The 26,302-nt window shown below is 45.6% G+C and carries 25 protein-coding genes; 15 read left to right on the top strand and 10 right to left on the bottom strand.

What is annotated here, in order from left to right:
- Window positions 1-71: 71 nt before the first annotated feature.
- Complete coding sequence (locus EGV92_RS12815; protein WP_131669696.1) at window positions 72-710, bottom strand: peroxiredoxin; 639 nt, start codon at window positions 708-710, stop codon at window positions 72-74.
- A gap of 299 nt (window positions 711-1,009) precedes the next feature.
- Window positions 1,010-2,749, bottom strand: a complete 1,740-nt coding sequence (locus tag EGV92_RS12810) for a glutamine--tRNA ligase/YqeY domain fusion protein (protein ID WP_131669695.1) — start codon at window positions 2,747-2,749, stop codon at window positions 1,010-1,012.
- A 718-nt stretch (window positions 2,750-3,467) separates the two neighbouring features.
- Between EGV92_RS12810 and EGV92_RS12805 the strand changes: the two genes are divergently transcribed.
- Together EGV92_RS12805 and EGV92_RS12800 are read left to right on the top strand one after the other, a co-directional pair.
- Window positions 3,468-3,980, top strand: coding sequence for a peptidylprolyl isomerase (locus EGV92_RS12805; RefSeq protein ID WP_131669737.1), 513 nt, complete (start codon window positions 3,468-3,470; stop codon window positions 3,978-3,980).
- A 12-nt stretch (window positions 3,981-3,992) separates the two neighbouring features.
- A complete protein-coding gene (locus tag EGV92_RS12800) occupies window positions 3,993-4,892 on the top strand; it encodes a UDP-2,3-diacylglucosamine diphosphatase (RefSeq protein WP_131669694.1) in 900 nt (299 codons plus the stop codon).
- 114 nt (window positions 4,893-5,006) lie between these two features.
- Here the strand turns inward: EGV92_RS12800 and orn are convergent, their stop codons facing one another.
- Window positions 5,007-5,594, bottom strand: a complete 588-nt coding sequence (gene orn / locus EGV92_RS12795) for an oligoribonuclease (RefSeq protein WP_131669693.1) — start codon at window positions 5,592-5,594, stop codon at window positions 5,007-5,009.
- Window positions 5,595-6,012: 418 nt separating this feature from the next.
- Between orn and rsgA the strand changes: the two genes are divergently transcribed.
- The 4 genes from rsgA to secB all read left to right on the top strand — a co-directional run bounded on the left by rsgA (window position 6,013) and on the right by secB (window position 8,832).
- On the top strand, window positions 6,013-7,155 hold the full coding sequence (gene rsgA, locus EGV92_RS12790; RefSeq protein ID WP_131669692.1) for a ribosome small subunit-dependent GTPase A: 1,143 nt from the start codon (window positions 6,013-6,015) through the stop codon (window positions 7,153-7,155).
- Between the two features lie 264 nt (window positions 7,156-7,419).
- Window positions 7,420-7,848 (top strand): rhodanese-like domain-containing protein, encoded by a 429-nt coding sequence (locus EGV92_RS12785; RefSeq protein ID WP_242678743.1) that lies wholly within the window; start codon window positions 7,420-7,422, stop codon window positions 7,846-7,848.
- A 197-nt stretch (window positions 7,849-8,045) separates the two neighbouring features.
- Window positions 8,046-8,309, top strand: coding sequence for a glutaredoxin 3 (gene grxC / locus EGV92_RS12780; RefSeq protein WP_131669690.1), 264 nt, complete (start codon window positions 8,046-8,048; stop codon window positions 8,307-8,309).
- A 61-nt stretch (window positions 8,310-8,370) separates the two neighbouring features.
- Window positions 8,371-8,832 (top strand): protein-export chaperone SecB, encoded by a 462-nt coding sequence (gene secB / locus EGV92_RS12775; RefSeq protein WP_131669689.1) that lies wholly within the window; start codon window positions 8,371-8,373, stop codon window positions 8,830-8,832.
- A gap of 293 nt (window positions 8,833-9,125) precedes the next feature.
- Here the strand turns inward: secB and adk are convergent, their stop codons facing one another.
- The 6 genes from adk to EGV92_RS12745 form a co-directional block, all read right to left on the bottom strand.
- Window positions 9,126-9,776 carry an adenylate kinase gene (gene adk, locus EGV92_RS12770; RefSeq protein WP_207401807.1) on the bottom strand — a complete coding sequence of 217 codons (651 nt, stop codon included), beginning with the start codon at window positions 9,774-9,776 and terminating at the stop codon, window positions 9,126-9,128.
- Between the two features lie 274 nt (window positions 9,777-10,050).
- Window positions 10,051-11,337 carry a c-type cytochrome biogenesis protein CcmI gene (gene ccmI, locus EGV92_RS12765; RefSeq protein ID WP_131669687.1) on the bottom strand — a complete coding sequence of 429 codons (1,287 nt, stop codon included), beginning with the start codon at window positions 11,335-11,337 and terminating at the stop codon, window positions 10,051-10,053.
- Window positions 11,337-11,912 carry a cytochrome c-type biogenesis protein gene (locus EGV92_RS12760; RefSeq protein ID WP_131669736.1) on the bottom strand — a complete coding sequence of 192 codons (576 nt, stop codon included), beginning with the start codon at window positions 11,910-11,912 and terminating at the stop codon, window positions 11,337-11,339. Before EGV92_RS12760 ends, ccmI begins: the two co-directional genes overlap by 1 nt.
- 50 nt (window positions 11,913-11,962) lie before the next feature.
- Window positions 11,963-12,556, bottom strand: coding sequence for a DsbE family thiol:disulfide interchange protein (locus EGV92_RS12755; RefSeq protein WP_131669686.1), 594 nt, complete (start codon window positions 12,554-12,556; stop codon window positions 11,963-11,965).
- A gap of 1 nt (window position 12,557) precedes the next feature.
- Entirely contained in the window at window positions 12,558-14,591 is a 2,034-nt protein-coding gene (locus tag EGV92_RS12750; protein WP_131669685.1) for a heme lyase CcmF/NrfE family subunit, read from the bottom strand.
- A 426-nt stretch (window positions 14,592-15,017) separates the two neighbouring features.
- A complete protein-coding gene (locus tag EGV92_RS12745; RefSeq protein WP_131669684.1) occupies window positions 15,018-16,349 on the bottom strand; it encodes a DUF445 domain-containing protein in 1,332 nt (443 codons plus the stop codon).
- 114 nt (window positions 16,350-16,463) lie between these two features.
- On the opposite strand from EGV92_RS12745, the gene EGV92_RS14005 reads away from it, so the two are divergent.
- The 9 genes from EGV92_RS14005 to scpB all read left to right on the top strand — a co-directional run bounded on the left by EGV92_RS14005 (window position 16,464) and on the right by scpB (window position 24,778).
- Window positions 16,464-16,613: a hypothetical protein gene (locus EGV92_RS14005; RefSeq protein WP_165525623.1), complete on the top strand. Its 150-nt coding sequence runs from the start codon at window positions 16,464-16,466 to the stop codon at window positions 16,611-16,613.
- 251 nt (window positions 16,614-16,864) lie between these two features.
- Window positions 16,865-18,844, top strand: coding sequence for a penicillin-binding protein 2 (gene mrdA, locus EGV92_RS12740; RefSeq protein ID WP_131669683.1), 1,980 nt, complete (start codon window positions 16,865-16,867; stop codon window positions 18,842-18,844).
- Window positions 18,845-18,936: 92 nt separating this feature from the next.
- On the top strand, window positions 18,937-19,605 hold the full coding sequence (gene rsmD / locus EGV92_RS12735; RefSeq protein ID WP_131669682.1) for a 16S rRNA (guanine(966)-N(2))-methyltransferase RsmD: 669 nt from the start codon (window positions 18,937-18,939) through the stop codon (window positions 19,603-19,605).
- A 134-nt stretch (window positions 19,606-19,739) separates the two neighbouring features.
- The gene (gene rplM / locus EGV92_RS12730) at window positions 19,740-20,168 is read left to right on the top strand and encodes a 50S ribosomal protein L13 (protein ID WP_131669681.1); all 429 of its coding nucleotides are present in this window, start codon (window positions 19,740-19,742) and stop codon (window positions 20,166-20,168) included.
- A 10-nt stretch (window positions 20,169-20,178) separates the two neighbouring features.
- Window positions 20,179-20,580, top strand: coding sequence for a 30S ribosomal protein S9 (gene rpsI / locus EGV92_RS12725; protein WP_131669680.1), 402 nt, complete (start codon window positions 20,179-20,181; stop codon window positions 20,578-20,580).
- A 380-nt stretch (window positions 20,581-20,960) separates the two neighbouring features.
- Window positions 20,961-21,947 carry an LpxL/LpxP family acyltransferase gene (locus EGV92_RS12720; protein ID WP_242678742.1) on the top strand — a complete coding sequence of 329 codons (987 nt, stop codon included), beginning with the start codon at window positions 20,961-20,963 and terminating at the stop codon, window positions 21,945-21,947.
- Window positions 21,948-22,085: 138 nt separating this feature from the next.
- Window positions 22,086-23,159 (top strand): tryptophan--tRNA ligase, encoded by a 1,074-nt coding sequence (gene trpS / locus EGV92_RS12715; RefSeq protein WP_131669678.1) that lies wholly within the window; start codon window positions 22,086-22,088, stop codon window positions 23,157-23,159.
- Between the two features lie 3 nt (window positions 23,160-23,162).
- Entirely contained in the window at window positions 23,163-24,071 is a 909-nt protein-coding gene (locus EGV92_RS12710) for a segregation and condensation protein A (protein ID WP_131669677.1), read from the top strand.
- A 56-nt stretch (window positions 24,072-24,127) separates the two neighbouring features.
- Window positions 24,128-24,778, top strand: coding sequence for an SMC-Scp complex subunit ScpB (gene scpB / locus EGV92_RS12705; protein ID WP_131669676.1), 651 nt, complete (start codon window positions 24,128-24,130; stop codon window positions 24,776-24,778).
- 105 nt (window positions 24,779-24,883) lie between these two features.
- On the opposite strand, the gene EGV92_RS12700 is transcribed toward scpB, so the two are convergent.
- Window positions 24,884-26,230 carry a cytochrome-c peroxidase gene (locus EGV92_RS12700; protein WP_242678734.1) on the bottom strand — a complete coding sequence of 449 codons (1,347 nt, stop codon included), beginning with the start codon at window positions 26,228-26,230 and terminating at the stop codon, window positions 24,884-24,886.
- Window positions 26,231-26,302 lie beyond the last annotated feature (72 nt).

Below are 26,302 nucleotides of genomic sequence, written 5' to 3'. Positions count from 1 at the left end.
GCCAATAAAAAACCCTGCAACTTATGTCACAGGGTCTAAATTAGTTTTTACCGTAACTATTAAGTTAACTATTACTTATTCGGCGCAGGTGTGGTTCGCAGATACGGTTTGATTTCTTTATGACCTTTAGGATAGTTGGCAGCGATATCTTCGTTTTTGACGCTAGGTGGAATGATGACATCATCACCATCTTGCCAATCAACTGGGGTGGCGATGTTGTACTCATCAGAAAGCTGAAGCGCATCAATGACACGGATAATCTCGTCGAAGTTACGGCCACAGCTGGCGGGGTAAGTCAGCGTTAGACGCACCTTTTTATTGGGGTCAATAATAAAGACACTACGAACTGTGGCAGTATTATCGGCATTCGGGTGAATCATGTCATAGAGATTAGCCACTGTTTTTTCAGGATCAGCAATGATTGGAAAGTTCATTGGTGTCCCTTGGGTCTCTCCAATATCTTTGCACCACTCGGTATGATCTTCAAGGCTATCAACAGAGATACAAATTGGCTTGACACCGCGCTTTTGAAACTCGCCATTTAAGGCAGCAGCTCGGCCAAGCTCAGTAGTACAGACTGGTGTAAAGTCAGCAGGATGCGAGAATAACACTACCCAATTATCGCCTGCCCACTCATGGAAATTAATATCACCTTCAGTGGTTTGAGCATCAAAGTTGGGTGCAGTATCACCTAAGCGTAAACTTGCCATTGTCAGACTCCTTATTTGGTTGTTGATTATCAATGATTAATTATCCTAGTTATATTAACAATAACCTATATGATATTAATGTGCTCTATTGTAAAACCTATATGCAAAATATGAATATTACAGCCACGTAACCAAGCCCCTAAGCCCGAATGCGTTGACAAGTTCGCCCTGTAAACTAAGTCTTGTGACTGGCTAAGCACTAGCTCTGTAAATTCGCTTAAGCGCTAAAGCCACTTACAAAAAAAGACCTATCCGAGGATAAGTCTTTTATTCACTACAGTGTAAGCAGTTTACTCTAATTAACCTGGTTTGAAAGTATCTCGCAAGCTAACGATTTGGTTAAACACTGGCTTGTCATTACTGTGTTCTTCACTATCAGCGATGAAATAACCTTCGCGCTCAAACTGAAAGCGAGTACCCGCATCGCTATTGGCCAATGATGGCTCAACCACTGCGGCTAACTCCGTTAACGAATTAAGATTTAAAGCCTCATGCACATCGCTAACACTACTAGGATCTTCTACCGCAAATAGCTGCTCATAGAGTCGCACAGTCGCAGGTACGCCTTGGCTAGCTGATACCCAGTGAATAACACCTTTGACTTTTCGGCCTTCAGGGTTTTTACCCAAGGTCGTCGGGTCAATAGTGGCTTTTAGCTCGACCACATTGCCCGCTTCATCTAAGATATGCTCAGTGACGGCCAAGCAATAGGTGTTTCGCAGGCGAATCTCCGTCTTCTCTGGCGATAGACGCTTATAGCCTTTTGGCGGCTCAAGTTCATAGTCACCTTGGTCGATATAAATGGTCTCGGTAAATGGAATCTCGCGCTCACCCATATCGACATTGGGATGCTTAGGCTGAGTCAGCCACAGGGTTTGCTGAGCATCGTCCCAACGGGCATTGACGCCCTCAGCCTTGAGGTCTTCCCACTGTGCCACCGCGTCATTAAAGTTGGTAATTGTCACTTTTAGGGGGTTTAACACCGCCATTCCACGCGCTGTCGTGGTCTCAAGCGACTGGCGAATGCTGAATTCTAACAAGCGAAAATCAACCACGCCGTCTGCCTTAGCCACACCAACACGATCACAGAAGTCGCGCAGACCTTCTGGCGTATAACCACGGCGGCGCATACCGGCGACTGTCGGCATACGTGGATCGTCCCAACCACTAACGACTCCTTCATCAACCAGCTGCTTGAGCTTACGCTTACTGGTCAAGGTATGATCGACGTTTAAACGGCTAAATTCATACTGATGCGGCGGCGTCTCAATACCGCCCTTTTTGCCTATCTTGTCCACCACCCACTCATAAAATGGTCGATGGTCCTCAAACTCTAGCGTACAGATCGAATGGGTAATACCCTCGATAGCGTCTGATAGTGGATGAGCAAAATCATACATAGGATAGATACACCAAGCATCACCCGTCTGATGATGACTTTGGTGCATGACGCGGTAGATGATAGGGTCACGCAGGTTCATATTAGGGCTTGCCATATCGATCTTAGCGCGCAGTACGGCTTCGCCTTCAGCGTATTTGCCATTTCTCATATCGGCAAAACGCTGCAGATTTTCCTCTACGCTTGCATCACGCTGTGGTGAGGGTTTGCCTGGCTCAGCAAATGAGCCACGGTTATCCTTGATCTGCTCTGGCGTCTGTAAGTCCACATAAGCATCGCCTTGCTCTATAAGCTGTACTGCCCATTTATAGAGCTGATCAAAATAGCTAGAGGCATGACGCGCCTCGCCCACCCAGTCAAAACCAAGCCACTTAACATCTTTTTTGATATTATCGATATAATCTTGCTTTTCGGCGGTCGGATTGGTGTCGTCATAGCGCAAATGACAGATACCACCGAACTCTTCGGCAACCCCAAAATTCAGGCAAATAGACTTTACATGCCCTAGATGCAGATATCCATTAGGCTCGGGCGGAAAGCGAGTGACGATCTGCTCATATTTTTGTGCCGCTAAGTCTTCCCTAATAATATGACGAATAAAGTCATTTTTCTCAGTACTGGCATTTGCAGTATCAGTCATAGCTTAAACTCTCAATATTAATTCAATAAATGATTGCTATTGTAACAAAACCGTCCAATGAATTGATATCGTTTTTAAACTGACGGGCAAATCTATAGTCAATCCACAATAATATTGGTACAAGAAAGCCGAGCGCAGGTTATACATTAGTATGGCTGCTAGTGAGGATGACACCGTAACAGTTTTATTGTGGGCCGACTATATCACCATAACTGCCTTAGACAGCTATAGTCAGTTAAAAATAAAAATATACAAATCAGGTCAAGCGGCGTCCTGCTATCAATTTTTAATCACATAGTAGCGATGTTAAGGTAGCTCAACTTTATCGCGCTGGTTATAAAAAGATATAGCGAGATACTCATACATACCAATACATGACAGCTTGCAAAAAAGTCGTTAGACTACGGGCTAATCAGCAGGCTTCTTTTAGCGGCTCTATATTAAGATTAAGCCCTTATAAAGCAGCGCGTGATGTTCTTCACTAACTGGACCATATACCAGCTAACGATGAATTATCACTTAGATTCATACAACCCTTTCGCGCCCACTAACTTAATAAGGATAACGTGTGACTACCCTTAAACTACCCAATATTAAAACACTAGGCCGTTCGAGCTTGTTACTGCCAATCCTGTTTATGGGCTGCGTTAGTAATCCTACTATAAATTCAACATCAAACATCACCTCAAACACCAATCCAAACCTAAAGGAGACACACATGAGTGACATGCCAGTTGTTCAACTTGACACTACGATGGGCGAAATCGTCATTGAATTAAACGAAGAAAAAGCACCTAATACCGTCAAAAACTTCCTAGATTACGTCAAATCTGGTCACTATGACGGTACGATCTTCCACCGTGTCATTGGCGATTTTATGATCCAAGGCGGCGGTATGGATGCGGACATGAACGAGAAGTCTACCAATGCTCCTATCAAAATTGAAGCCGATAATGGCCTTAAGAATGATGAGGGCACGATCGCCATGGCCAGAACGCAAGATCCTAACTCAGCGACCAGTCAGTTTTTCATTAATCTTAAAGACAATGGCTTTTTGAATCACACCGGCAAAAACTTGCAAGGTTGGGGCTATACTGTATTCGGTAAGGTCACTAGCGGCATGGATGTGGTTCACAAAATTGAAGGCGTTCCAACTGGTCGTTATGGCATGCATGCTGATGTACCAAAAGAGCCAGTAATCATCAACTCTGCAAAGATCATTAGCGAATAACTCCCTATATTCATGAGTGAATTTATCAACTATGATCATCTGTTAACGACTTGTCCAAATGATATTGAACAGGTCGTTATTAGTGATTTGCATTTATCTGCATCAGAGCCTGCCTTAGTGCAGGCTTTTTTGACTTTATTAGCCGATTTGCAAGTACTGCCCCAGCTGCGCCAGCTTTATATTCTAGGCGACTGGTTTGATGCTTGGATTGGCGATGACGCTTACCTATCATTGAACGATAGCGAAAAACAATCCCACTGGATAACGCCTCTAATCAAGGAGCTAAAACAGCTACGCTTAGGAGGCTGCGATATCCTCGTCATGCATGGCAATCGTGACTTTTTACTCGGTCAGGCGTTTTGTAGTACCTTTGGCGGCACCCTTATCTATGAGCCTTATAGCCTCGTCATTGGTCAACAGCGATTTCGCCTTGAGCATGGTGATGCTTTATGTACCGATGACAAGGCCTATCAGCGCTTTCGCAAGCTTATGCGCAGCCGCTTAGTTCAGTGGTACTTATTGAACAAATCTCTTGAAAATCGCCTGAAAATTGCCGATAAAATGCGGCAAAAAAGCCAACAAGGTAACGCTAAAAAAGCAGCTTTTATCATGGATGTGAATGCCCAAGCGGTAAGCCAAGCTGTCCAATGTTACGAGGCCTTATTACACGGTCATACGCACCGACCAGCGCTACATAGGCTAGCGGAACAAGAGCCAGCAGCTAATGATGGCAATGGCGGCGATAAAATACGCTATGTATTAGGAGACTGGCGGCTAATCGACAAGGACAGCTCGTGGCAATATGTCGAAGCAGTCATCGGTATAGTAATGCGGGAGGATAGAAGTCAAGAGTCAGCAAAAGAGAAATTTGTGCTGACCCGCTATATCGACAGAGGCTATAACAACAAATAAAGTAGTTAAAAAAAGTAGTGAGCAACAGCGGCAGCTTAATCATCCCTATCATAAAGTCAATAGAGCGAGCTTTGTAGCTGTTGTCTAAATACTACTCTCTTACTTATCGAATTTTTAATCAAGCAATTTAAAGAAGTGCTCACGGTAGTGCTTGAGCTCACGGATAGAATCACGAATGTCATCCATTGCTAGATGACTGCTGGTCTTCTCAAAGCTACGTAGCACATCAGGACGCCAGCGAAAGCAAAGCTCTTTGACTGAGGACACGTCTAGATTGCGATAATGAAAGAAGCGCTCAAGCTCTGGCATTTGCCGCGCCATAAAGCGGCGATCTTGGCAGATGGAGTTACCGCACATCGGCGACTTGCCTGCATCGACCCACTTACTAAGAAAAGCGATGGTCTCTGCCTCTGCTTGCTCAAGGGTCACGCTACTGCGGCGCACACGATCAATCAATCCTGACTGACCATGTTGCTTGGTATTCCAGTCGTCCATCGCATTGAGCTTTTGGTCTGATACTTTTATGGCGAAGACGGGGCCTTCAGCCAGTACATTTAAGTCTTCATCAGTGACGATGGTAGCAATCTCGATAATATCGTCATTCTGGGTATCAAGCCCAGTCATCTCTAAATCAATCCATACCAGCCCTTTTTTGCCTTGATTTTTGATTTTGATCTTGTTGGGATGGTCGGTCGTTGCCATAAATTATCCTATTGGTAGTACTAAGTGAGTCGAGCGGCGGCGTTAATATACTAGATTTATCTTGATAGATTGGTCTAAGGTCAAGATTGCAGTCTGACTTTGGTCAATATCTATACGATAAGCGGTGTATGTTAGCAAATTTTCGCGGTACACTGAATGAAAATTATTCTAAGGCCATAGCCAGTTAATACTTTAGTCAATAATTAGTATCAACGACACAGGCCACTCCAATACAGTTAATATTAACTTCATGAGCGCCCATACCGCTTCAATAGCGACTGTTAATAACCAGTATTATTGGTCATCTTTTATCTAGTCGCCTGGGTACAAAGTATGGTTTGACCCTATAAACTGAAGCTTTAAAATATACCTCTAACTCACTCAATATAGAAGACAATCGTATGAAAGGTTCTAAATAATGGCATTGATTCGGCAGCGCAAGCTGACTAAGCAACAGATTCGGCGTATTGAAAAGCAACAACAAACCCAGCAAGACAGTCTAGATGACAGCTTAATGGACGGGGTGGTTATCGCGCATTATGGCAAGCAGCTAGAAGTACAAGTCACAAGCTTACCACATACTATTCCCACTAAACCTCAGGTCGCTGCGGATGATCCTGAGCCATTTTGGCAGCCTATCGCCTTGAACGATATTTGGCGCTGTCATGCTCGAACCAACTTACCGATGCTAGTCGCGGGTGATCAAGTCCGCTGGATAGCCGATCCTAATACCGGACTGGGCCGTATTGAATCAGTCCTGCCACGGACCTCTCTTGTATCGCGCCCTGATCGCTACCACAAGCTCAAGCCCGTCGCCGCTAATGTCGATATCCTTGCTATTGTCTTTGCACCGCTACCGATGGCGGCACCCAGCCTTATTGATCGCTATCTAGTCGTCTGTCATCATGCAGGTGTCCAGCCACTACTGGTACTTAATAAAGCCGACCTGCTTACTCAAGAGGCCTTTGCCTCGGTACAGTCTTTATTGACCGACTATCAAGCGCTAGGGTATGAGACGGTACTCACCTCAGTGGACTGTCCTGAAAATGTGCTTAGCGACCAAGACCCCACTCTCTTAGCTGACAATCCTAATCAGGGCAAGCCGCAGCAAGGGCTGCAAGATTTAAAGCACAAAATCGACAATAAGTTGGTTATCTTCGCTGGTCAATCTGGCGTTGGTAAGAGCACCTTAATCAATGCCCTACTTCCCGAATCTGAGCAAAGCGTCAACGTGATATCAGAAAACTCGAAGCTGGGCCAACATACGACTACGACAAGTCGGCTCTTACCCTTCGTGCCCGACGACTTGAGCCAAGGTGGTATCGTAGATACCCCAGGCATCCGTGAATATGGTATCTGGCACCTAACTCCTGATGATGTGATTTCAGGGTTTGTTGAGCTCGCGCCCCTATCAGCAGAGTGCAAATTTCGCGACTGCAAACATACCCATAACTCTAAAGGCTGCGCGCTATGGCAGGCAGTGGCAGCGGGTGAAGTGCTACAACGCCGTGTAGAGAACCTAGTGGTACTGCAAGCAGAAGCGGATACCAAGGATTATTAGAGGCTGTCGATGCTGGCTGGCTGTGATTGGATCAGCACAGTAAAACGAATGAATCGCTGCTGAACCATGCCGCCTGACTTGCTTTTAATGCAATCGAGCGTCGTTGTCGGTATAATGCGTTTTGATAAGATTATAGTTAGGCGCTATGTTTAGATTTAGCAGCAGCCTATCGTCTCTTTTGACGACAGGTTGCTGAAGCTAATGCGCCAACTACACGCTCACTTTTGGAGGTATGCTTTGGATTTTAGTCGTTGGTTTGAGTTTATGGGCAATCACCCCTTTTTATTTGGCATTTTAGGGGTGCTTATTGTGCTGTTTTTTACTATTGAAAATAAACGCAGCGGCAAAAAAGTCACACCAAATACGCTTGGGATGATGGTTAATTCGCAAAATGCTCAGCTGATTGATATTCGTGCAAAAAATAAGTTTGAAACCGGTTACATTCAAGGCAGTCGCAATATTCCCTTTACCCAGCTAAAAGACCGCTTGGATGAAGTTCGCGCGATTGAGCAGCCGATTATTATTGTCTGCGATATGGGCGTACAAGCTGGCGCCGCTGTGCAGATGATCGGCAAAGAGAATGTCTTCCGTCTGGATGGTGGTATTGGTGGTTGGCAAGCCGCTGGAATGCCGTTGGTTGGCGCAAAAGGCAACGGTAAAAAAACCGTTTCTGGTAAGGCAAAAGTTAAATAACTGTTGAATATGTAATAAAAAGCCCCATGTTATCTTTATCAGGCCTAGCAGATACCATTTAGTTGCGCATAAGATTAGTTGCTCACAAGATAAGATTAGCGGCCATGGGAGATAGAATCTATCACCCATCATTAACTTAATGACTCGCTTATAAATTTTTGGCTTTATAAATCATATTACCGCTTTAAGGAGCTTTTATGACCGTCCCTGTTACAGTATATACCACCCCTATCTGCCCTTACTGCTCAAATGCCAAGCAGCTGTTAAAATCTAAAGGCGTTGAATACCAAGAAATTGGCATGCACGATATGAGCCGTGAAGATCGTATGGCCCTCATGCAAAAGACCAATAACTACCGCACTGTACCTCAGATATTCATCGGCGATACCTTTGTCGGCGGATTTTCAGAGTTAAATGCATTAAACCAAGAAGGTAAGCTTGACGAATTGCTAAACGGCTAGACCGAGCATTGTTTAAGACTTATTACTATAATTGATAATACCAATATTAAAGGAGCACAACATGGCTGAAGAACAAGCCCAACCACAACTAGCCCTAGAGCGAATTTACGTCAAAGACATGTCGCTTGAAGTCCCTGGCGCTGAAGTATTTACTAAAGAGTGGAACCCTGAGCTGGACATCAATTTATCTAGCAGTGCTGAAAAATTAGATGACGACCATTATCAAGTTGTCTTGACTGTGAATGTCACTGCCAAAAATGCTGATGAGACAGCATTTATTGCCGAGGTTCATCAAGCAGGTATTTTCTTAATGCAGAATATCCCTGAAGAGCAAGTCGGTCAAATCCTAGGTGCTTATTGCCCGAATGTCTTATTCCCTTACGCGCGTGAAGTTATCAGTGATATCGTTACTCGTGGTAGCTTCCCACAGCTGTTGTTAGCGCCAGTAAACTTTGACCAAGCCTATGCCCAAAGCCAACAACAAGCGGTACAAGATCAAGCCGCTGGCGAAGGTAATGCTTAAGCTTTAATAAGTGAAAAGACTGGCTACTAAAAAACCGTCAAGTTATGTACTTGGCGGTTTTTTTATGGCAATTAACTTTGTCCCACTATTGCCCCGTTTTAAAAGACTTTGACTGCGTTAACTTATCGAAGAATATTGCTGATTGGTGGCGACGCCTCGCTGTTACTACGATAGGTTGAAAAATAGAGGCTAATCTTTGTCAATCGCGCCTTAATTCAGATTAATAAATTAAAATCCACATTAAAAAAGCCCCAACCATCTCAACAGTCAGGGCCTTCTTAAGATTTATTTATCTACTTAAGCGCGGATAAAACTTGCTCTTTTACGGTATCAATATTCTGCGTTCCGTCAAATTTATGATAATGCGGTGCAGCGCCGCTTTCATTCGCTTTTTCTTTGTAGAAACCAACCAAGGTAGAGGTCTGCTCATGGTAAGTGGCTAGGCGCTCACGGATAGTCGCTTCTTTATCATCATCACGCTGGATAAGTGGCTCACCAGTAACGTCATCAATACCCTCAACCTTTGGTGGATTATGCTGTATATGATAGACACGACCAGATCCTGGATGCTGACGACGACCCGACAGACGCTGAACAATCTCATCATCAGGAACACTGATCTCAACCACGTGGTTGATATCGACACCTGCATCAGCTAATGCCTGAGCTTGTGGTATCGTGCGCGGAAAGCCATCAAAGATGCAGCCATTGGCGCAGTCTGGTTTCGCGATGCGCTCTTTGACCAAGTTGATAATTAGATCATCAGAGACTAAGCCACCTGCCTTCATGATATCTTCAGCTTTACGGCCAAGCTCAGACCCTTCTTTTATCGCAGCGCGTAGCATATCGCCTGTTGAGATTTGCGGAATATCAAACTCTTTAGAGATAAACTGTGCTTGGGTGCCTTTTCCGGCACCTGGTGGCCCTAATAAAATAATACGCATCATACTTAACTATCCTTCTTTATGTTATATCAGTGTTACAAATTAATACCCGAATACCTTACCTTGTCAGACCTTAAAGCTCAAGTGATTTTAACACTTAGTCTTATGACACTACCACCAGTCGTACGGCCTTGTGCGTTATGGTATTGATAGCAGTCACTACAGAGCATTGACCGTCTTTATCTTGGTCATACCACAAGCGATATGCAGCTTACTTTTATCGATAATAAAAAGGTAAGTCTTAACCCTACAAGCGCCAAGGTATGGCAGCACTTTATGGAACTTGCTGAGCGATCTCAATATTGACTTGCTCTTGATCTTTTTGCAAGACGATAGGGTTAGCAGACAAGTCACCTGATTGACTCATAGCATTGCCTGATTGGCTAACTCGCGCCGTCACCACGAGCTGCTCGTCAGCCTGTCTAGCAGCTTGCAAGGTACGCTCAGGCATCATGGCATCTAGATCGCTTAGAGTGACCGAAATACGCCCATTGTCTAGCTGACTGACTGGCAATCGTTTGACCGCAAAAGGTGGCCCACCTGCCGCTGAACGGATGGCGACGAACAGCACATCATCTGCCTTTATCAGCGGCAGTAAGCTTGAATTGATGCTCACCGAGACCGTCACTCCAGCGCTAGCTTGAGCCTGCTGAGCGGCAATATTCGCGCTCAACTCATCAAGGCTTGACAGTGCTTGATCATGATCACCAGGTTTTTGTGCAATGCTCGCTCGTAGCTTACGAATCCAGCCTTGCGCCTGCTCAAAGTTACCTGCGCGAGCCTCGCCCATTGCCATCAGCATCTGCGCGCCCTCATGATCAGGATGCTCAATAAGGACATTTTGCAATACTCGGCGACTATTGGCATCGAGATTGCCACCCTTGGCAAAAAAGCTAATCTGCGCATAGGTGGTGGCTATCGATTCATCTTCTGGTGATAGTCGGTAAGCTCTCGACAGCGCTTCAAGTGCTGAATCTGAAGCTTCTAGAGACAAGAATAGCTCTGAGAGTCGCATCCAGCGATTGGGATCATCGGCATGACGATAGACATTGGTCTGCATAGCGGAGATTAAGGCACTACCATCTTTTACAGCCCACGCTGGTGGCTGATCGATCTTGCCAGTGAGTAGATCATCAGCGACTTGACCGACGCTATCTTGGGCCTGCCATAGCGTAAAGACATTACTTCGATCACTAACCAGATAGTATGCTAATGCGGCAAGAAGCGGTACCCAGATAATGATAATCAATCGACTCTTGATACCCGGTCTTTGCATGGGTGCTGCCGTCTGCTCTGCATCAAGCAACTGACGCTCAAGCTCTAGCTTTTGTGTCTCATATTGACTCTCGTTTAAGCGGCCTGCTGCTAAGTCAGTCGCCAGCTCTTGCAGTCGCGACTTAAAGACATCGACGTTTAAATCGATGAGCTGATTGTCTACACTGCGCATCATCTGTCCTGAATTACCTGCACGCAGCCAAGGAACAATCACGATCAAAGCCAGTACCAGTGCCATTAGTAAGCTTAAGGTAATAAATAACCCAAAGGTCGAAAATACACTCATTAAGACGCCCCTTTACTTTGCTCTTGACTCGATGTTTCGCTAATTGACTTAGCCGTTTTTGACGTCTCTGTTAGTTCCGACTGGCTATCAGGAGTGGTACGACTTGCCAGCAGTCGATCTAGCTTAGCTTGCTCCTCACTAGATAATCGCGTCTTTGCAGATGATACTCCATCGGCTTCGATACGCTGATGACGATGCTGCGTACGCCAGAACCAGCCGGCTAGTATGACAATTAAGAGTAACGGCGGAAAGAACCATAGAACCCAGGTTGAAGGTCGAATGGGCGGCTTATAGCTAATAAAGTCGCCATAGCGCTCTTGCATATAGTCACGGATCTCCGCATCACTACGACCGTCTTTGACCATATCATAGGTTTTTTGCTTCAAGTCTTGAGCAATTGGAGCGTCAGAACCTGCCAAATTTTGATTTTGACATTTTGGACAGCGAAACTCGGCAATGAGACCACGATACTGAGCCTCTTGCTGCTCAGAGTCAAAGTCATACACGTCAATGGCTGCATAGCCAGAAGGCGCGAGTGCTATCATCATAGTAATCGCCAGCAAAAGCATGGTCATAAGCTTGCTAGTGACGCGATAAATATCATGACAGAGCGTGGTTATAGACTTCATTGACACGCCTCCATAACCTTAGCGACATCGCTCTTGCTGGTCTTAGCGGGCAGCTCATTTAGCACGTTCATACACGGCTCGATTCGCTCTTGCCAGTTGACCTCATTAACTTCACCTATGATGTGTTGGCGAATTACCCCATTGCCATCGACCACAAAGGTCTCAGGCGCACCAGTAAGGCCTAAATCAAGGGCAAACTGACCTGACTTATCTTGAATTGATAATAGGAAGGGATCGCCGCGACCATTTAAATAATTCAGTGCATCACCGATCTCATCTTTGTAGTTAACCCCTACAATATCCACGCCGCGCTCTTTTAGATCTAATAAGAAGGGATGTTCGATGATACAAGTCGGACACCATGATCCCCAGATATTGATGAGATATGGCTTCTTAGGCAGATTAGCATCTGTAATGGAGCGCGAGGTGTCCGATAGTAGTGGCAGCTCAAATGCAGGTACGGGACGCTCAAGCGCAGTATTGGTCTCGATTTCAGTCGGTTTACCTAATCGAAAAAACAGCATCACTATCAGACCAATAAAGACGATGAGTGGAATTAAAAACCACAGTTTTAGTTGCTTCTTATCCATATTATCGCTTCCTTACTTGCTTTGCTGACTCAGGAAAAACATCTTGATTGATATCAGCGGTAGGATTCGCTAACACTTTTGCGCGCGGCTCACGTTGTGGACTAAGACGGTAGCGGCGATCAAACATGGATAATACCGCACCCAGTGCCATAATAATTGCCCCAAGCCATAACCAGCGTACCAGTGGCTTGACATAGATACGCACTGCCCACTGATGACTGTCCTCAGTGATAGGCTCACCAAGCGCGACGTAAATATCACGGATGAGTGAGGCATCAATAGCGGCCTCGGTCATCGGCATCATACTGACAACATAGGTGCGTTTTTGCGGTCGCAAGGTGGTGATGGCTCGACCATTATGACTGACCAGCACCTCTGCCTCCGTCCCATCAAAATTACTGCCTTTGATGTCTTTGAAATTCGCAATTTCAAAGTCGTAACCTTGGACGCTGACCTTATCACCCACGCCGAGCGCCACATCTCGTTCGACACTTAAGCCGCTGGTCACACCGACGCCGATGGCAACTACTAAGACACCAATATGCGCTAGCTGCATACCCCAGTAGCTCATTTTCAGCTTACCAAGACCAGCAAAAAGACTTGGGGCATTCTTAGTTTTATCTTTAATATCTACTGCCATCCACAGCAGCACCCAGAAGCTTAAGGCAATAGTGACAGCGATATTGAGCATGTCAGTTGGATGAACAAAGTAGGTAATCAATGCGGCTAACACAGCACTACTGACTGCTATAGTCATCGCCGCACCTAGCAATGGCCGACTGTCTTTTTTCCAACGGATATTCGAGCCCATGCCCATAGCTAGCAGTAGCAGCCAAGTGAGCGGTACAAACAGTGCGTTAAAATATGGAGGGCCTACAGAGACTTGGCCTAGATTGAAAGCATCAGCGATAATTGGATATAGAGTGCCCAAAAGCACCACCAAGGTCGATATCAAGATGATAACATTATTAACCACTAAGAAGGTTTCACGGGAGACAAGCTGATATTGACTCTCTACCGTCAAGCGCCAGCCGCGTAGCGCGAACATCAATAGTCCACCACCAATGATAACGCCTAAGATCACCAATATAGCAAGACCACGGGTAGGATCGGCGGCAAAAGAGTGAACCGAGGTTATCACTCCTGAGCGTACCAAAAACGTTCCCAACAAGCTCAGTGCAAAGGTAAATATAGCAAGCATGATGGTCCAAGCCTTAAAGACTCCGCGCTTTTCGGTCACTGATAATGAGTGTAAGAGCGCTGTTCCGGCTAGCCATGGCATTAAAGAGGCGTTTTCGACAGGGTCCCAAAACCACCAACCGCCCCAGCCAAGCTCGTAATAAGCCCACCATGAGCCAAGAGCGATACCTAAAGTCAAAAAGCCCCAAGCAGCCTGCGTCCAAGGTCGAGACCAACGGGTCCAGACCGCATCAAGTCTGCCCGCCCAGAGCGCGGCCATACAAAAGGCAAAAGGTACAACCATCCCCACATAACCCATATAGAGCATTGGTGGGTGAAAGATAAGACCAGGGTCTTGTAGGACAGGGTTGAGATCTACCCCATCAACTGGCAAGTTAGGCAATGTGCGATCAAATGGTGAAGAGGTAAAGATCAACATGGCTAACATCATGACCTGAACCACGGCCAATACGACCAATACTCTAGCGCGCATCGCCAAAGGCAAACCACGACTAAAGAATGACACCAGAGCGCACCAAGTGGCTAAAATGGTCATCCATAATAGTAATGACCCCTCGTGCCCGCCCCAAGTTGCTGCAACTCGGTAATACCACGGCAGCAAAGTATTGGAATGCTGGGTCACATACACCAAGCTAAAGTCATTATAATAAAAGCCTGCCATCAGTCCGGAAAATGATAGAATCATTGCCGCAAACTGTGCCCAAGCTAAGCTGGGCGCTAAGCGCTGCCAAGCTAATTGATGACGAAAAATTCCAAGGGTTGGCAATACTACCTGTAATATGGCGAGCACAAAGGCAGCCAGTAAGGCAAAGTAACCCAGCTCTGTGATTAACATATATCTGACCTTGTTTGACCGGTAATGGTCATCGTTGACAGTGGCTTATCAAAGCAATGAAAGCAGTACTGATGACAGCGCTGAAACCAGAACTGAAACCAGCCGTTGGCATTGAGATTAATTGAGTGAAACTTAGGAGTATATCTTTGCATCAATGAGGATTCTTAGGGTCTGTCAGTAATTGAGAAGCTAACGTTTAATGAACTGAAGCTGCCTATGGAGAATTATCTACATCGTAAAACTATCTATGCACATTAGGCCGATAACCTCTTGGATAATATAGCAATATCCTTAACTAAATATTGATATCGTGTACTGACTTCGCTGTATTAGCCAATAGAATATATCGAATTTATAGCTATATCTTTCTTTAGTGCTTTCGCGCCCGTTTTGTAAGATACGCCAGCACTCAGGCTAATCAGCGCCCTATCCCGCGATAGGGAAAAACACCAATATAAGATGTAGCCAACCTGCAAGGAATCCGGTAGCGCCGCCTAAAATAATAAGGGTCATCTCATCCTCACGAAAGGCTGGTCGCAGTAAATTCTGAAACTCATGCGGCGATAATGCACGGATGCGATCACGAAATAGGCCAAAAATCTTACTGGCACGGCTCTCATTCAAATACGGATCACGTAGTGGCTCCATCGTGGCATGGATTGACTTATCAATAATGGTATTCTTTAGGTGGCCAAACTCTCTACGGCCTAAGCCAACACGTAAAGTCGTACTCACCAGTGGCGTCTCTAAAATGCTATATAAATGCGACTTCATAAGCTGCCGCGTCTGCTCGGCACGCGCCCCAAACATCATCTCATTCATGATGTTCTCTAAAGTGACCAAATCTTTGACCACAATCTCAGCAAAAACGGTAGAAACCTCTTCTTGACGCTTCATAAAGCCGCCTTGCCAGTTATACTTAGCAATATGGGGGACTTCGGGAATAATAAAAGGAAAGCTCTTGGAGAGTCTAAAGAACTTCAGATAGCGCACATAGTGCGGCTCAATAGGGTTAAACACCATCCAGATAGCGATCCAATTGGTCAAAAAGCCCCAAATAGCTGCAAAGAAAGGCACGGTCCAATGCTGAGGTATAATGACAAAAATAAACATCTGGATGATGCCGAATATCAGACCAATCAGAGCACTAATATGCCAGATAAAGTTGATCTCTTTTTGCCCCACTTTCAAAAACATCTTCACCATCAGCTTGCGATCATTTTCCATGGTGCTAACGATCATCTGGCGCATGTCTACCAAGTCTTCGACATGATAGGTTAAATCGACGACCAACGCTTTCATGATATTAGGCAGCTCTTCATGGGCCTGAGCATAGATACGGCGCTTGACAGCATAAGGCACTCGTCCCCAAAGCGTGTCTGAGCGCTCATTCATAATCTCATCAATTAACGCTTCAAGATTGTTATCTACCGCATCAGTAATAAAATCTGCCATCTCTTCAGGCTCCATAGCCTGAAAAAACTCATCCAGCGAGCCAAGTTTAGACAACGTTTGATCGACGATAACCCCAGAGATTTTACCGGCTTTTCGCGGGACAATACCTTGCCAGCCAAGACCTGGAATACCAAAAGGCAGATTGGAGATAGGAATGCCCCAAAACTTGATGGGATAAAATAACATCTTGAGCGCCATCCAGACATGCGCCCAAGTCACAAAGGCTGTGACAGGAGGAATGGTGAGCATCGCAATAAATTCAGGATGCTCAATTAGGGCCTGCCATATAGATGATCCACTCATGACTGCTTATGCCCCTGCTTTAACCAGTGAAGTATTCAGATTGTTCAAAAAAATGAAGTAAAAAACCCATCAGCCAGACCAACAACATAACCAATAGCAAAATAGAATCAATGCTTGCGGCATTTATCTCGGCAGCTGCCTGCAGCCATATTTGCCGCTATTGTACCGTCACGCGCCTCTGTTATCTTAGCTCTGGCAGCCGTTATGATAGAGATTGCCAGCCAACCTCAACAAAAACACCACCTGCGAGGCTGTTATCTTTAAAATTAGACTGTGACGATTTAAACCGAGTGATTTTAGCATATTTCGCTTATATTGACACGCTTCGTATAGTGACTGACCGAGCAGTCTGCTACCGGACTGATAAGCTGATTCGCTGCTTAACTGAGTTACAACAGTGGCTGTTATTAAGTTACTGGCAGAAAAAGAATAACTTACTCAATCAGGACACTGCTCATGAGTAAGTTCTAGTATGATATAATTTTGCCCAATTTTACCAAGCTTATTTGCCTCTCATGAACAAGCCTCTCGCTCCCGATACTGACCAAGTTAACCGTATTTTTAGGCGCCGAGTTATCGTGGCGGGTGTGTTTATATTTTTGGGCCTGCTCGCCCTCATCGCACGCTATGGCTACCTGCAAGTCTACGCTCATGACCTATACAAGACTGAGGCCGATAATAACCGCATTAAGCTAATATCCTCACCGCCCAGTCGCGGCTATATCTACGATCGTAATGGCATTATCTTGGCTGACAACCAGCCAGTATTTACAGCCATGCTCAATCCAGATGAGGTGAGCGATCCTAAGCTGACCTTGCAGCTATTGGCCCCTATATTTGAGCTCACTGACGAAGAGATCACGGATATCTTGGCGCGCTTAGAAGACAATAAGAAAAATAATCCAGTAACGGTAAAGATAGATTTAACTGAATCACAGCTGGCTAAGTTCAGTGAGCGTAAGCCGTTTTTTAATGGTGTCTATATTCAAAGTAAACTAACCCGCACTTATCCTTATGATGAGTTGTTCGCTCATGTTATCGGCTATGTGGGTCGTATTAATGATAAAGAGTCTAAAAGAATAGATAAAGATCGCTATGCTGGTACTGACTTGATTGGCAAGATTGGCATTGAGGCTCAGTATGAGGACATATTGCTCGGCCAGCCCGGCTATCAGTCAGTCGAGACCGACGCCGGTCAGAATATCATTCGTCAGCTAGATACCAAGCCACCAGTTCCGGGCAATGATATCTATCTAAGTCTTGACTATGGCTTACAGAAAGTAGCTCAGGATCAGCTCGATGGACGCCGCGGTGCTATTGTCGCTATCGACCCTAATAATGGTGATGTGCTGGCTTTTGTGAGCAATCCAAGCTATGACCCCAACCCCTTTATCTCCGGAATATCCTTTAAAGACTATGGCGCGCTTAGAGATGATCCAGATCAGCCACTTTATAACCGAGCTTTGCAAGGGATGTACCCACCTGGCTCGACTATCAAACCCTTTGAAGGCCTAGGCGCTATTCACTATAACCTGATGGACTGGGACAGTACCATCTATGATCCAGGATATTTCACCTTACCTGGTGACAGTCACCGCTTTCGTGACTGGAAACGTGGCGGTCACGGTAATGTCAACCTCACTAAGTCGATCACCGAGTCCGTCGATACTTACTATTATAAGCTGTCCTATCAGATGGGTATCAAGAGGCTGCATGACTGGATGATACGCTTTGGCTTTGGCTCACCTACCGGTATCGATCTTCCTAATGAAAAAGCTGGGGTGATGCCTTCACCTGAGTGGAAAAAGGAGACCTATGACAAAGACTGGCTACCTGGTGAGACTATTTCGGTAAGTATTGGTCAAGGCTATTTCTTAGCAACGCCACTACAAATTGCTGCCGCCACTGCCATGACCGTCAATCTAGGTCAACATATCACCCCGCATTTGCTCAAACGTAGTGAGGGTGCTGTGAAGGTAGAAGCCATCGAAAAGCCTGACGGTGTCATTCAATTTAATGGTGACAAAGCGGATTGGCTACGCATGAAATATGCGATGGAAGAAAACGTCAAGCATGGTACGGCGCGTAGGTTATTTAATCCGAAATATCGTAGTGGCGGTAAAACGGGTACAGCTCAGGTGAAGTCCATCGCTCAAGGTAAAAGCTATAATAAGGCTGCACTCGATGAGCGTCACTGGGATCATGCTTGGTTTAATGGCTTTGCCCCTATAGAGAACCCTCAAATTGCCGTGGCCGTATTGGTGGAAAATGGCGGCGGCGGTAGTGTTACCGCAGCGCCAATAGCCAAAGAATTACTAGACTACTGGATATTGCAGCGGCCTAATGACCCAATTCAGCCGCCTAGTGCGGAGGAAATCAAAGCCATTCGCGCGCAAAAAGCGGCAGAAAAAGCACAGCGCGAAGCACAAGAGGCCCTACTAGCAGAGCAAGAAGCGGCCAATCAGCCATCTTCTGATAGTGGCGCTGCTGAATAACCTGTCACCCATAACTGCTCTATTAGCGGCTTCAACGATTGCCGCAAAGGGCTGTAAGTTTATCTTTAGTTACTGAGTTATTAAGTCCGCCTATGCGAAACAATAAAGCCCGACCCTCTGCTAAGCAAAGCACTCATACCAGTAAACCTGCTCGCCACTCAAAACCGGCGAGCAGTAGCGTTCGCATTATCGGGGGGCAGTTTAAGCGGCGTCAATTGGCTTTTATCGATGCTGAAGGACTGCGCCCTACTCCAGATCGACTGCGCGAGACTCTTTTTAACTGGCTCATGGCCGATCTTTTTGAGGCTAGCGTATTAGACTGCTGTGCTGGTAGCGGTGTGTTAGGCTTTGAGGCGATATCAAGAGGGGCGGCGCACTGCACTTTTATTGAAGCGAATAGCAAACAAAGCCAACAACTTCATGCTAGTGCAGCGCAGCTTCAATTGACTGACGCTAAGGTGCAAATATTCACGGGCCAAGCTGAGATTATTCTGCAGCAACACGCGGCGCAGCTGTCTCAGTTCGATATTGTTTTTCTTGACCCTCCTTATGACCTTGATCTTTGGTTACCAATACTCAACAGTCTAATCGACAATAATTTGCTCACTGAGCAAACCTTGGTCTATATTGAAGCTAACCGAGCTATTGAAGACATTCTTACTGCTCCAGAGCTTACCAGCCCTTATAAATTTGAGTCTTTAAAGCAGAGCAAAGTGGGACAAATCTTTGCTGGACTTTATCAATTTTCGCTAGCAGATTAAGGCAGTACTAATTATTGTGGCAAAATAAAGCGTAATTTGGCTTGCAAGCTAGCGCCCCACTGCTTATAATGTGCAGTCTGTTTTTTGAGAGCCCCGTTTCCAACTCTCAACGACTATTATTTTAAGGTTTTATCATGAAAACACTTAGTGCAAAACCATCTGAGGTGACCCATGACTGGTATGTTGTGGATGCTGACGGCAAAACTCTCGGTCGCCTAGCCAGCCAAATTGCTCTCCGCCTACGTGGTAAGCACAAGCCGAATTTTACGCCGCACGTTGACACTGGCGATTACATCGTCGTTATCAATGCGGAAAAAATCGCGGTAACTGGCAAAAAAGCTCAAGATAAAAAATACTATCGCCACAGCGGTTATCCTGGCGGTATTAAAGAAACCAACTTTACTAAGTTGATTGCGCATAAGCCTGAAGATGTTCTACTTAAGGCTGTCAAAGGTATGCTTCCAAAAGGCCCACTTGGCTATGCCATGATCAAGAAGCTAAAGCTATATGCGGGTACTGAACACCCACATGAAGCACAACAGCCTCAAGAATTAGACATCTAAGGAGACACTTATGGAACTTAGCACTACTGACAGAAATTATGGTACAGGTCGTCGTAAGACGTCTACTGCTCGTGTCTTTTTAGCGAAAGGTACTGGTAATATTGTAGTAAATGGCAAGCCACTTGACGAATACTTCAGCCGTGAGACTTCTCGTATGGTTGTTCGTCAGCCACTAGAGCTACTTGACTCAAGTGACAGCTATGACATCTACATCACTGTAAAAGGTGGTGGTATTAATGGTCAAGCTGGTGCGATTCGTCATGGTATCACTCGTGCATTGATCGAAGCTGACGAGACAGTAAAACCTGCTCTTAAAGCGGCTGGCTTCGTTACTCGTGACTCACGTCAAGTCGAACGTAAGAAACTTGGTCTACGTAAAGCACGTAAGCGTCCACAGTTCTCAAAACGTTAATCGATACTGTTACCCAGTTATTTGCTATACATTATTTGCTGAATTAAGAAAAGTGACTGTTTATACAGTCACTTTTTTATTGTCTATACTATTTGTATCTGCAATCAGACAACTGACACCACTTATTACATTGTTGCCTCTAAGCCCTACCCGTTTTGAGCACTGATTCAGTTATAATAGCTAGACCTATTCATACATTTTAATTGTTGATGGCGCTTATGAAAGATCCGCAACGCTTTGATCCTGCTCGTCAGAAGAACATCATCAAAACTTCTGACCCTGCCGCTAGTCCTTTTTACAACGATAAACCAAATACCAGTCCGAGCTATTTAAACAATTCGCACCGTACAAATAAAAAGTCCCCTGCGATACCAGCAGGTATGCCTAGCATCACTGACAATCATAAGCAATCCCATCTTGAGCCTAAGCAACCTTTTAAATGGCAATTTTTATTGCCCAAATACTGGGGGATATGGCTGCTCTTAGCTATCATCTTGCCGCTTATTTATTTGCCACTGGCCTGGCAGTTTTGGTTAGGGCGCAAGATTGGCATCGCCATCTATCATCTGGCTAAGACTCGGCAAAATGATACGTTGGTCAATCTTCGCTTGGCTTTTCCTGAAAAGCCTGAGGCAGAGCGCGAGCTTATGGCCAAGCAAGTCTTTGTCAATCAAGGCATTGGTATCTTTGAGACGCTTTGTGCTTGGCTTAGACCCAATGTATTTACCCGCACAGTATCAATATCTGGGCTTCAGCATTTGATTAGCGCGCAGCAGCAAGGCCGCGCGGTGCTGCTATTAGGTGCACACTATACGATGCTTGACCTTGGCGGCCTTCTTCTAACGCAGTTTACGCCCCTAGATTGTGTCTATCGACCGCAGAACAATGCACTGCTTGAGTGGTTAGTCTATAATTGCCGTCGTAAGTTGTTTGAGCATCAGATATCGCATCGTAATATGCGGGCGCTCGTAAATAGCATTAAGGCCAACCACGTTATTTGGTACTCTCCTGATCAAGACTTCGGACTTAAGCATGGCGTTATGGCCCCATTTTTTGGTGTTCCTGCTGCCACTATTACCGCGCCGCGCCGTTTGGCCAAACTCGGCGACAAGGCTCACCCCCCTGTGGTTGTGGCGCTACATGCCTATCGACAAACGGCTGACAATCTACCACGAGGCAAGCGACCGCATTATCACCTTACCATCACGCCAGCTTTGGATAACTATCCCAGTGATGATGAAGTCTTTGATGCCAAAAGGGTCAATGAGCTACTCGAGGGCTTAATTCGTATCGACCCAACACAGTGGATGTGGTTTCATCGCCGTTTTAAGCATAATGAAAGCGGGCGGACGGACTATTACGATTAATCATCACCTTGATCGGTAGTGTGCTGTTATGCCTCATTAACTGCCTTACCATTTGCTGAGCGCATCTTTTAAATAGCTGGCGAATATTTGTTATACTTAATCATTTTATTGACATTAATAATATCTATTGGATCCATCATGAGTGACAATGCTAGTAATAATACCGCTGATTCACAACCCAAACGCATCCTAACAGGCATTACCACAACAGGTATCCCGCACTTGGGAAATTACGTCGGTGCTATTCGTCCTGCTATTCAATCTATTAAAAATAGTGAGGATGAGGCTTTTTTCTTCTTAGCAGATTACCACGGCATCATCAAATGCTTTGATCCCAAACAGATTCATGAGTCCACCAAAGCTATCGCCGCTACTTGGCTAGCTTGTGGCCTTGATCCTGAACGAGTCACCTTTTATCGGCAGTCCGATGTACCAGAGATTCCTGAATTGGCTTGGATACTCAACTGCTCTTGTGCCAAAGGTCTTATGAACCGTGCGCATGCTTACAAAGCCGCTGTTGATGCCAATATGAGCAAGACTGACGTCGATCCTGACCAAGGCATTACTATGGGGCTATTTGGCTATCCCGTACTGATGGCCGCTGATATTTTGATGTTCAACGCCACACATGTGCCCGTCGGCCGTGACCAAATCCAGCATATTGAAATGGCGCGTGATATCGCAGGTACTTTTAATCATAAGTATAAAGACTTATTCACCCTGCCCTCGGCGATGGTCGATGATGACATGCCGCTACTCACTGGACTTGATGGCCGCAAGATGAGTAAGAGCTATGGCAATACCATTCCTTTATTTGGCGACTTGAATCCACAGGTTGATGCGGAAAAACAATTGCACAAAGCGGTCATGAGGATTGTCACCAACTCGCAGCTACCTGAAGAGCCAAAAAATCCAGACGACTCTACTATCTTTGAGATATATAAAGCCTTTGCCTCAGTGGATGAGATTGCTGAGCTACGGACAAGATATGAGTCTGGCATCGGTTGGGGCGAAGCCAAACAAGTACTATTCGATAAAATTAATAGCGAGATTGCCCCATTCCGTGAGCGTTATAATCACTTGATGGACAATCCAAAAGAGCTAGAAGAAATCCTGAAAATGGGCGCAGATAAAGCCCGCCGTCATAGTCGCAAGCAGTTAGACAAGACCCGCCGAGCCATTGGTATTAAACCTTTAGCGAAGCTTAAGTAATCGGTGACTACATTAGCCAATACAGCGGTGCGACTCTACCAGACCCCTATTGAGTCGCTGCCAGAAGACCTCTATATCCCGCCGCAAGCGTTTGCGATTTGGCTAGAACAGTTTGAAGGGCCGCTAGACTTTTTGCTATATCTGGTCAAAAAGAACAATTTTGATTTGACCGATACGGCAATCTTGCCCATTACTGAGCAGTATCTGGCCTATATTAGCGAGCTGGACGAGGCTCATTTTGAGTTGGCAGGTGACTACTTGCTCATGGCCTCAACGCTCATTGCGATTAAGACCGAGCTATTATTACCGCGACCTGAAGAAGTAGATGGCAAGCGAGATGAGCGTGACCCTAAGGCTGAGCTAATCGCTCGCCTTGAAGATTACGCGCAGATTAAGGAAGCAAGTCGGCGCTTAGACCAGCTGGTGCGCCTTGAGCGTGATGTGTTCTTAGCGATGGCCAGTCTGCCAAATCCTGAGATAATGGCGGCTGAGCTTCCTAGCTACCCTGCCACCATGCTCACTGACAGTCTACTTAAGATGCAGCTTAAGCCTGATTATCAGATGCACACGGTAAAGGCGGATTCGATACCGTTAGAAGACCGAATAGCCAGTATCAGCCGCCAGCTTGCCAGCCAAGGTCAGGGCAGCTTTGCAGACCTATTGGATAAATCTCAAGGCAAGTTAGGTATCGTCGTTAGCTTTGTCGCCGTTCTTGAGCTGATAAAGCGTCAATTGATTACCGTGGTTTATCCTGCGCCAGTCTCTGACGGTAACCTGTCAAAAGTTAACGATATTCAATCAAATATGTTAGATAGTACCCTAAACATCAATGATGCTAAGAATGATGCTGCTAATGAAGCAACTTCTACTAACCTATCAATGTCAGAGCTAACCTTACAGTGGGTCAGCTAGGTCATAGCCATACTTCTTACTCCCCTACTACTATCCTAATCGGCAACTGACAGTATATGAGCGCCAATAAAACCGCAATATCTAAGACCACTTCTAAGCATGAAGAGAGCCAAACAAGCTTATCACAGCAGCTTGCTTCGGGTCCTGCGCGAACTGCTACTCAAGCAGCTGAGGCCCATGCTCGCTTTGAGACCTTAAGTCGGCATATAGAAGTGCTACTTCACGCCTCTGAGACGCCTTTAACGGACAATCAGCTCAAAAAACATCTATCGCTATCACAGAATGAGCTAGATACCGCCCTACTGGTATTACAGCAGCGCCTAGCAAACGGCGTGCTACAATTAAATAAATCCGCTACCGGCTATCGATTACAGATCGCTGATCAGTACAGCTCACTTATTCAGCAAGTCTTTCCGCAGCGGCTAGAGAGTCTAAGTCAAGCGCTCCTTGAGACGCTCAGTGTTATTGCTTATAAGCAGCCAGTTACTCGTAGTGATATTGAGCAAATCCGCGGAGTGACGGTGTCTAGTAATATCTTGCGTCAGCTATTTGATAAAGGCTGGATAGTTGAGAAAGGCTTTAAAGATACGCTTGGCCGTCCGGCACTGTTGCACACGACCTCTGAGTTTTTAGATGCTTTTGGGCTAGAGAGCTTAGAGCAGCTACCGCCGCTGCCCGACCTGACAGCTTTATCCGCTAACGAATAACTACCCACTAGCGTCTGACCAAGCCCCTATTAATAATCTACCTATCAACAACTCTTTGAGTATATAAATAGTCAGCGCTATTTATACTTCTAACCTAATGGCCTTTTAGGGTTTTAAGCTGGTGGCCTTAGTATCGCTATGCTCATAGCGCTGATCGGTTAAGGTATAAAAGAACGCCACAAGCGCATCGATTTCATTATCCGATAAAGCCCGTCCTGCTAACTCTGTGCGATCTATGGTCTCGGGGACTTCTGGCTCAGCCCACGGCTCGCCAGTTTCCGGATTAATCTTGCGTGCTGGGTTGTTATAATGATCAAAGAACTCAATGACTGTTCTTAGCTCCCGAAATGCCCCATTATGCATATAGGGGGCGGTTAGCTCGATATTGCGTAGCGTGGGCGTTTTGAATTTACCTTTAAATCGTGGCTCATTAGCGTGGGTATTATTCATCATTCCCAAGTCGATAAAGTCAGGATTATCGCCGTGTAGCGTCAATAGGATAGGATTGGGCGGGGCACCAACATTGCGAAAGCGGTGATTGGTAAAGGCATCCCGACTAGCGCCAAGGGTTTTTTGCATATGGCAGTTGCGGCAATTGACCTGCGGATCTTCAAAGAACAGTTTGCGCCCCGCCTCTTCTTTAGCACTGAGCTGATACTGACCTTGTAGATAACGATCAAACTTACTATCAAATGGTGAGAAGTAAGCTGTTTTTTCAAACGCTTCAATAAAGTTACCCATAGCGATAAAAGCATTTGGCAGCTCTTTTGGGTCACTTAATTTACGGTATTTAGAATAGCTGTCTTGAATATAAAATATATTGTCACCGTAAAATTCTTTAAATGCTTTTTCGTAAATGGGGTTTTCTTGCAGACGCTGAACAATAGCGACTGCTGAGGGCATCGCCATCTCATTAGTATCAAGCGGTGGCCCCATAGACTGCTGGGCTAAAGTTGCGCTGCGCCCATCCCAAAACTGACCACCGACGAACTCTTGCAGCGCACTATCAAAGTGAAACGTGGGACTGGTATTGGCATAAGTCGCAGTTGGCGTATTACGCACACCAAATGCTGCGCTGTTTGACCCTTGCGATACGCTACCATGGGCGCTGCTTAATCGGTGGTCACTAAAGGCCTTTGCAGGGTCATGGCAAGTGGCACACGACATCGTACGGTTGTAGGAGAGGTTTTTATCAAAAAACAGCATCTTACCGATCTCAGCTTCGCTAAGATCATCATTGCTATTTGTAGGGTCAGTATCAGCATTGATGACATCGTCTTTAGTATCATCCGTATTGATACGATCAGTACTAGCTGCCAGGCTATGTGTCAGTAGCGTCCTAGAATCGGTACGATCGTGACTATTGGCTTTTGCAGCACCTGCCAATAATAATAACAGTGCCGGTAGCAATACCAATAAAGTTACGTCTTTAAAATAATCTCGATAAGTCATTGCTGGTTTTGATCGCCTATTCACGTGGGATAATCACAGAGCTACAAAGGATACTGCTAAAAAAGGTTATTA

This window comes from Psychrobacter pygoscelis (assembly GCF_004335015.1).
GTDB lineage: Bacteria > Pseudomonadota > Gammaproteobacteria > Pseudomonadales > Moraxellaceae > Psychrobacter > Psychrobacter pygoscelis.
The sequence above is the reverse complement of the archived record's forward strand: the minus strand, read 5'-3'. Positions and strand labels throughout refer to the sequence as shown.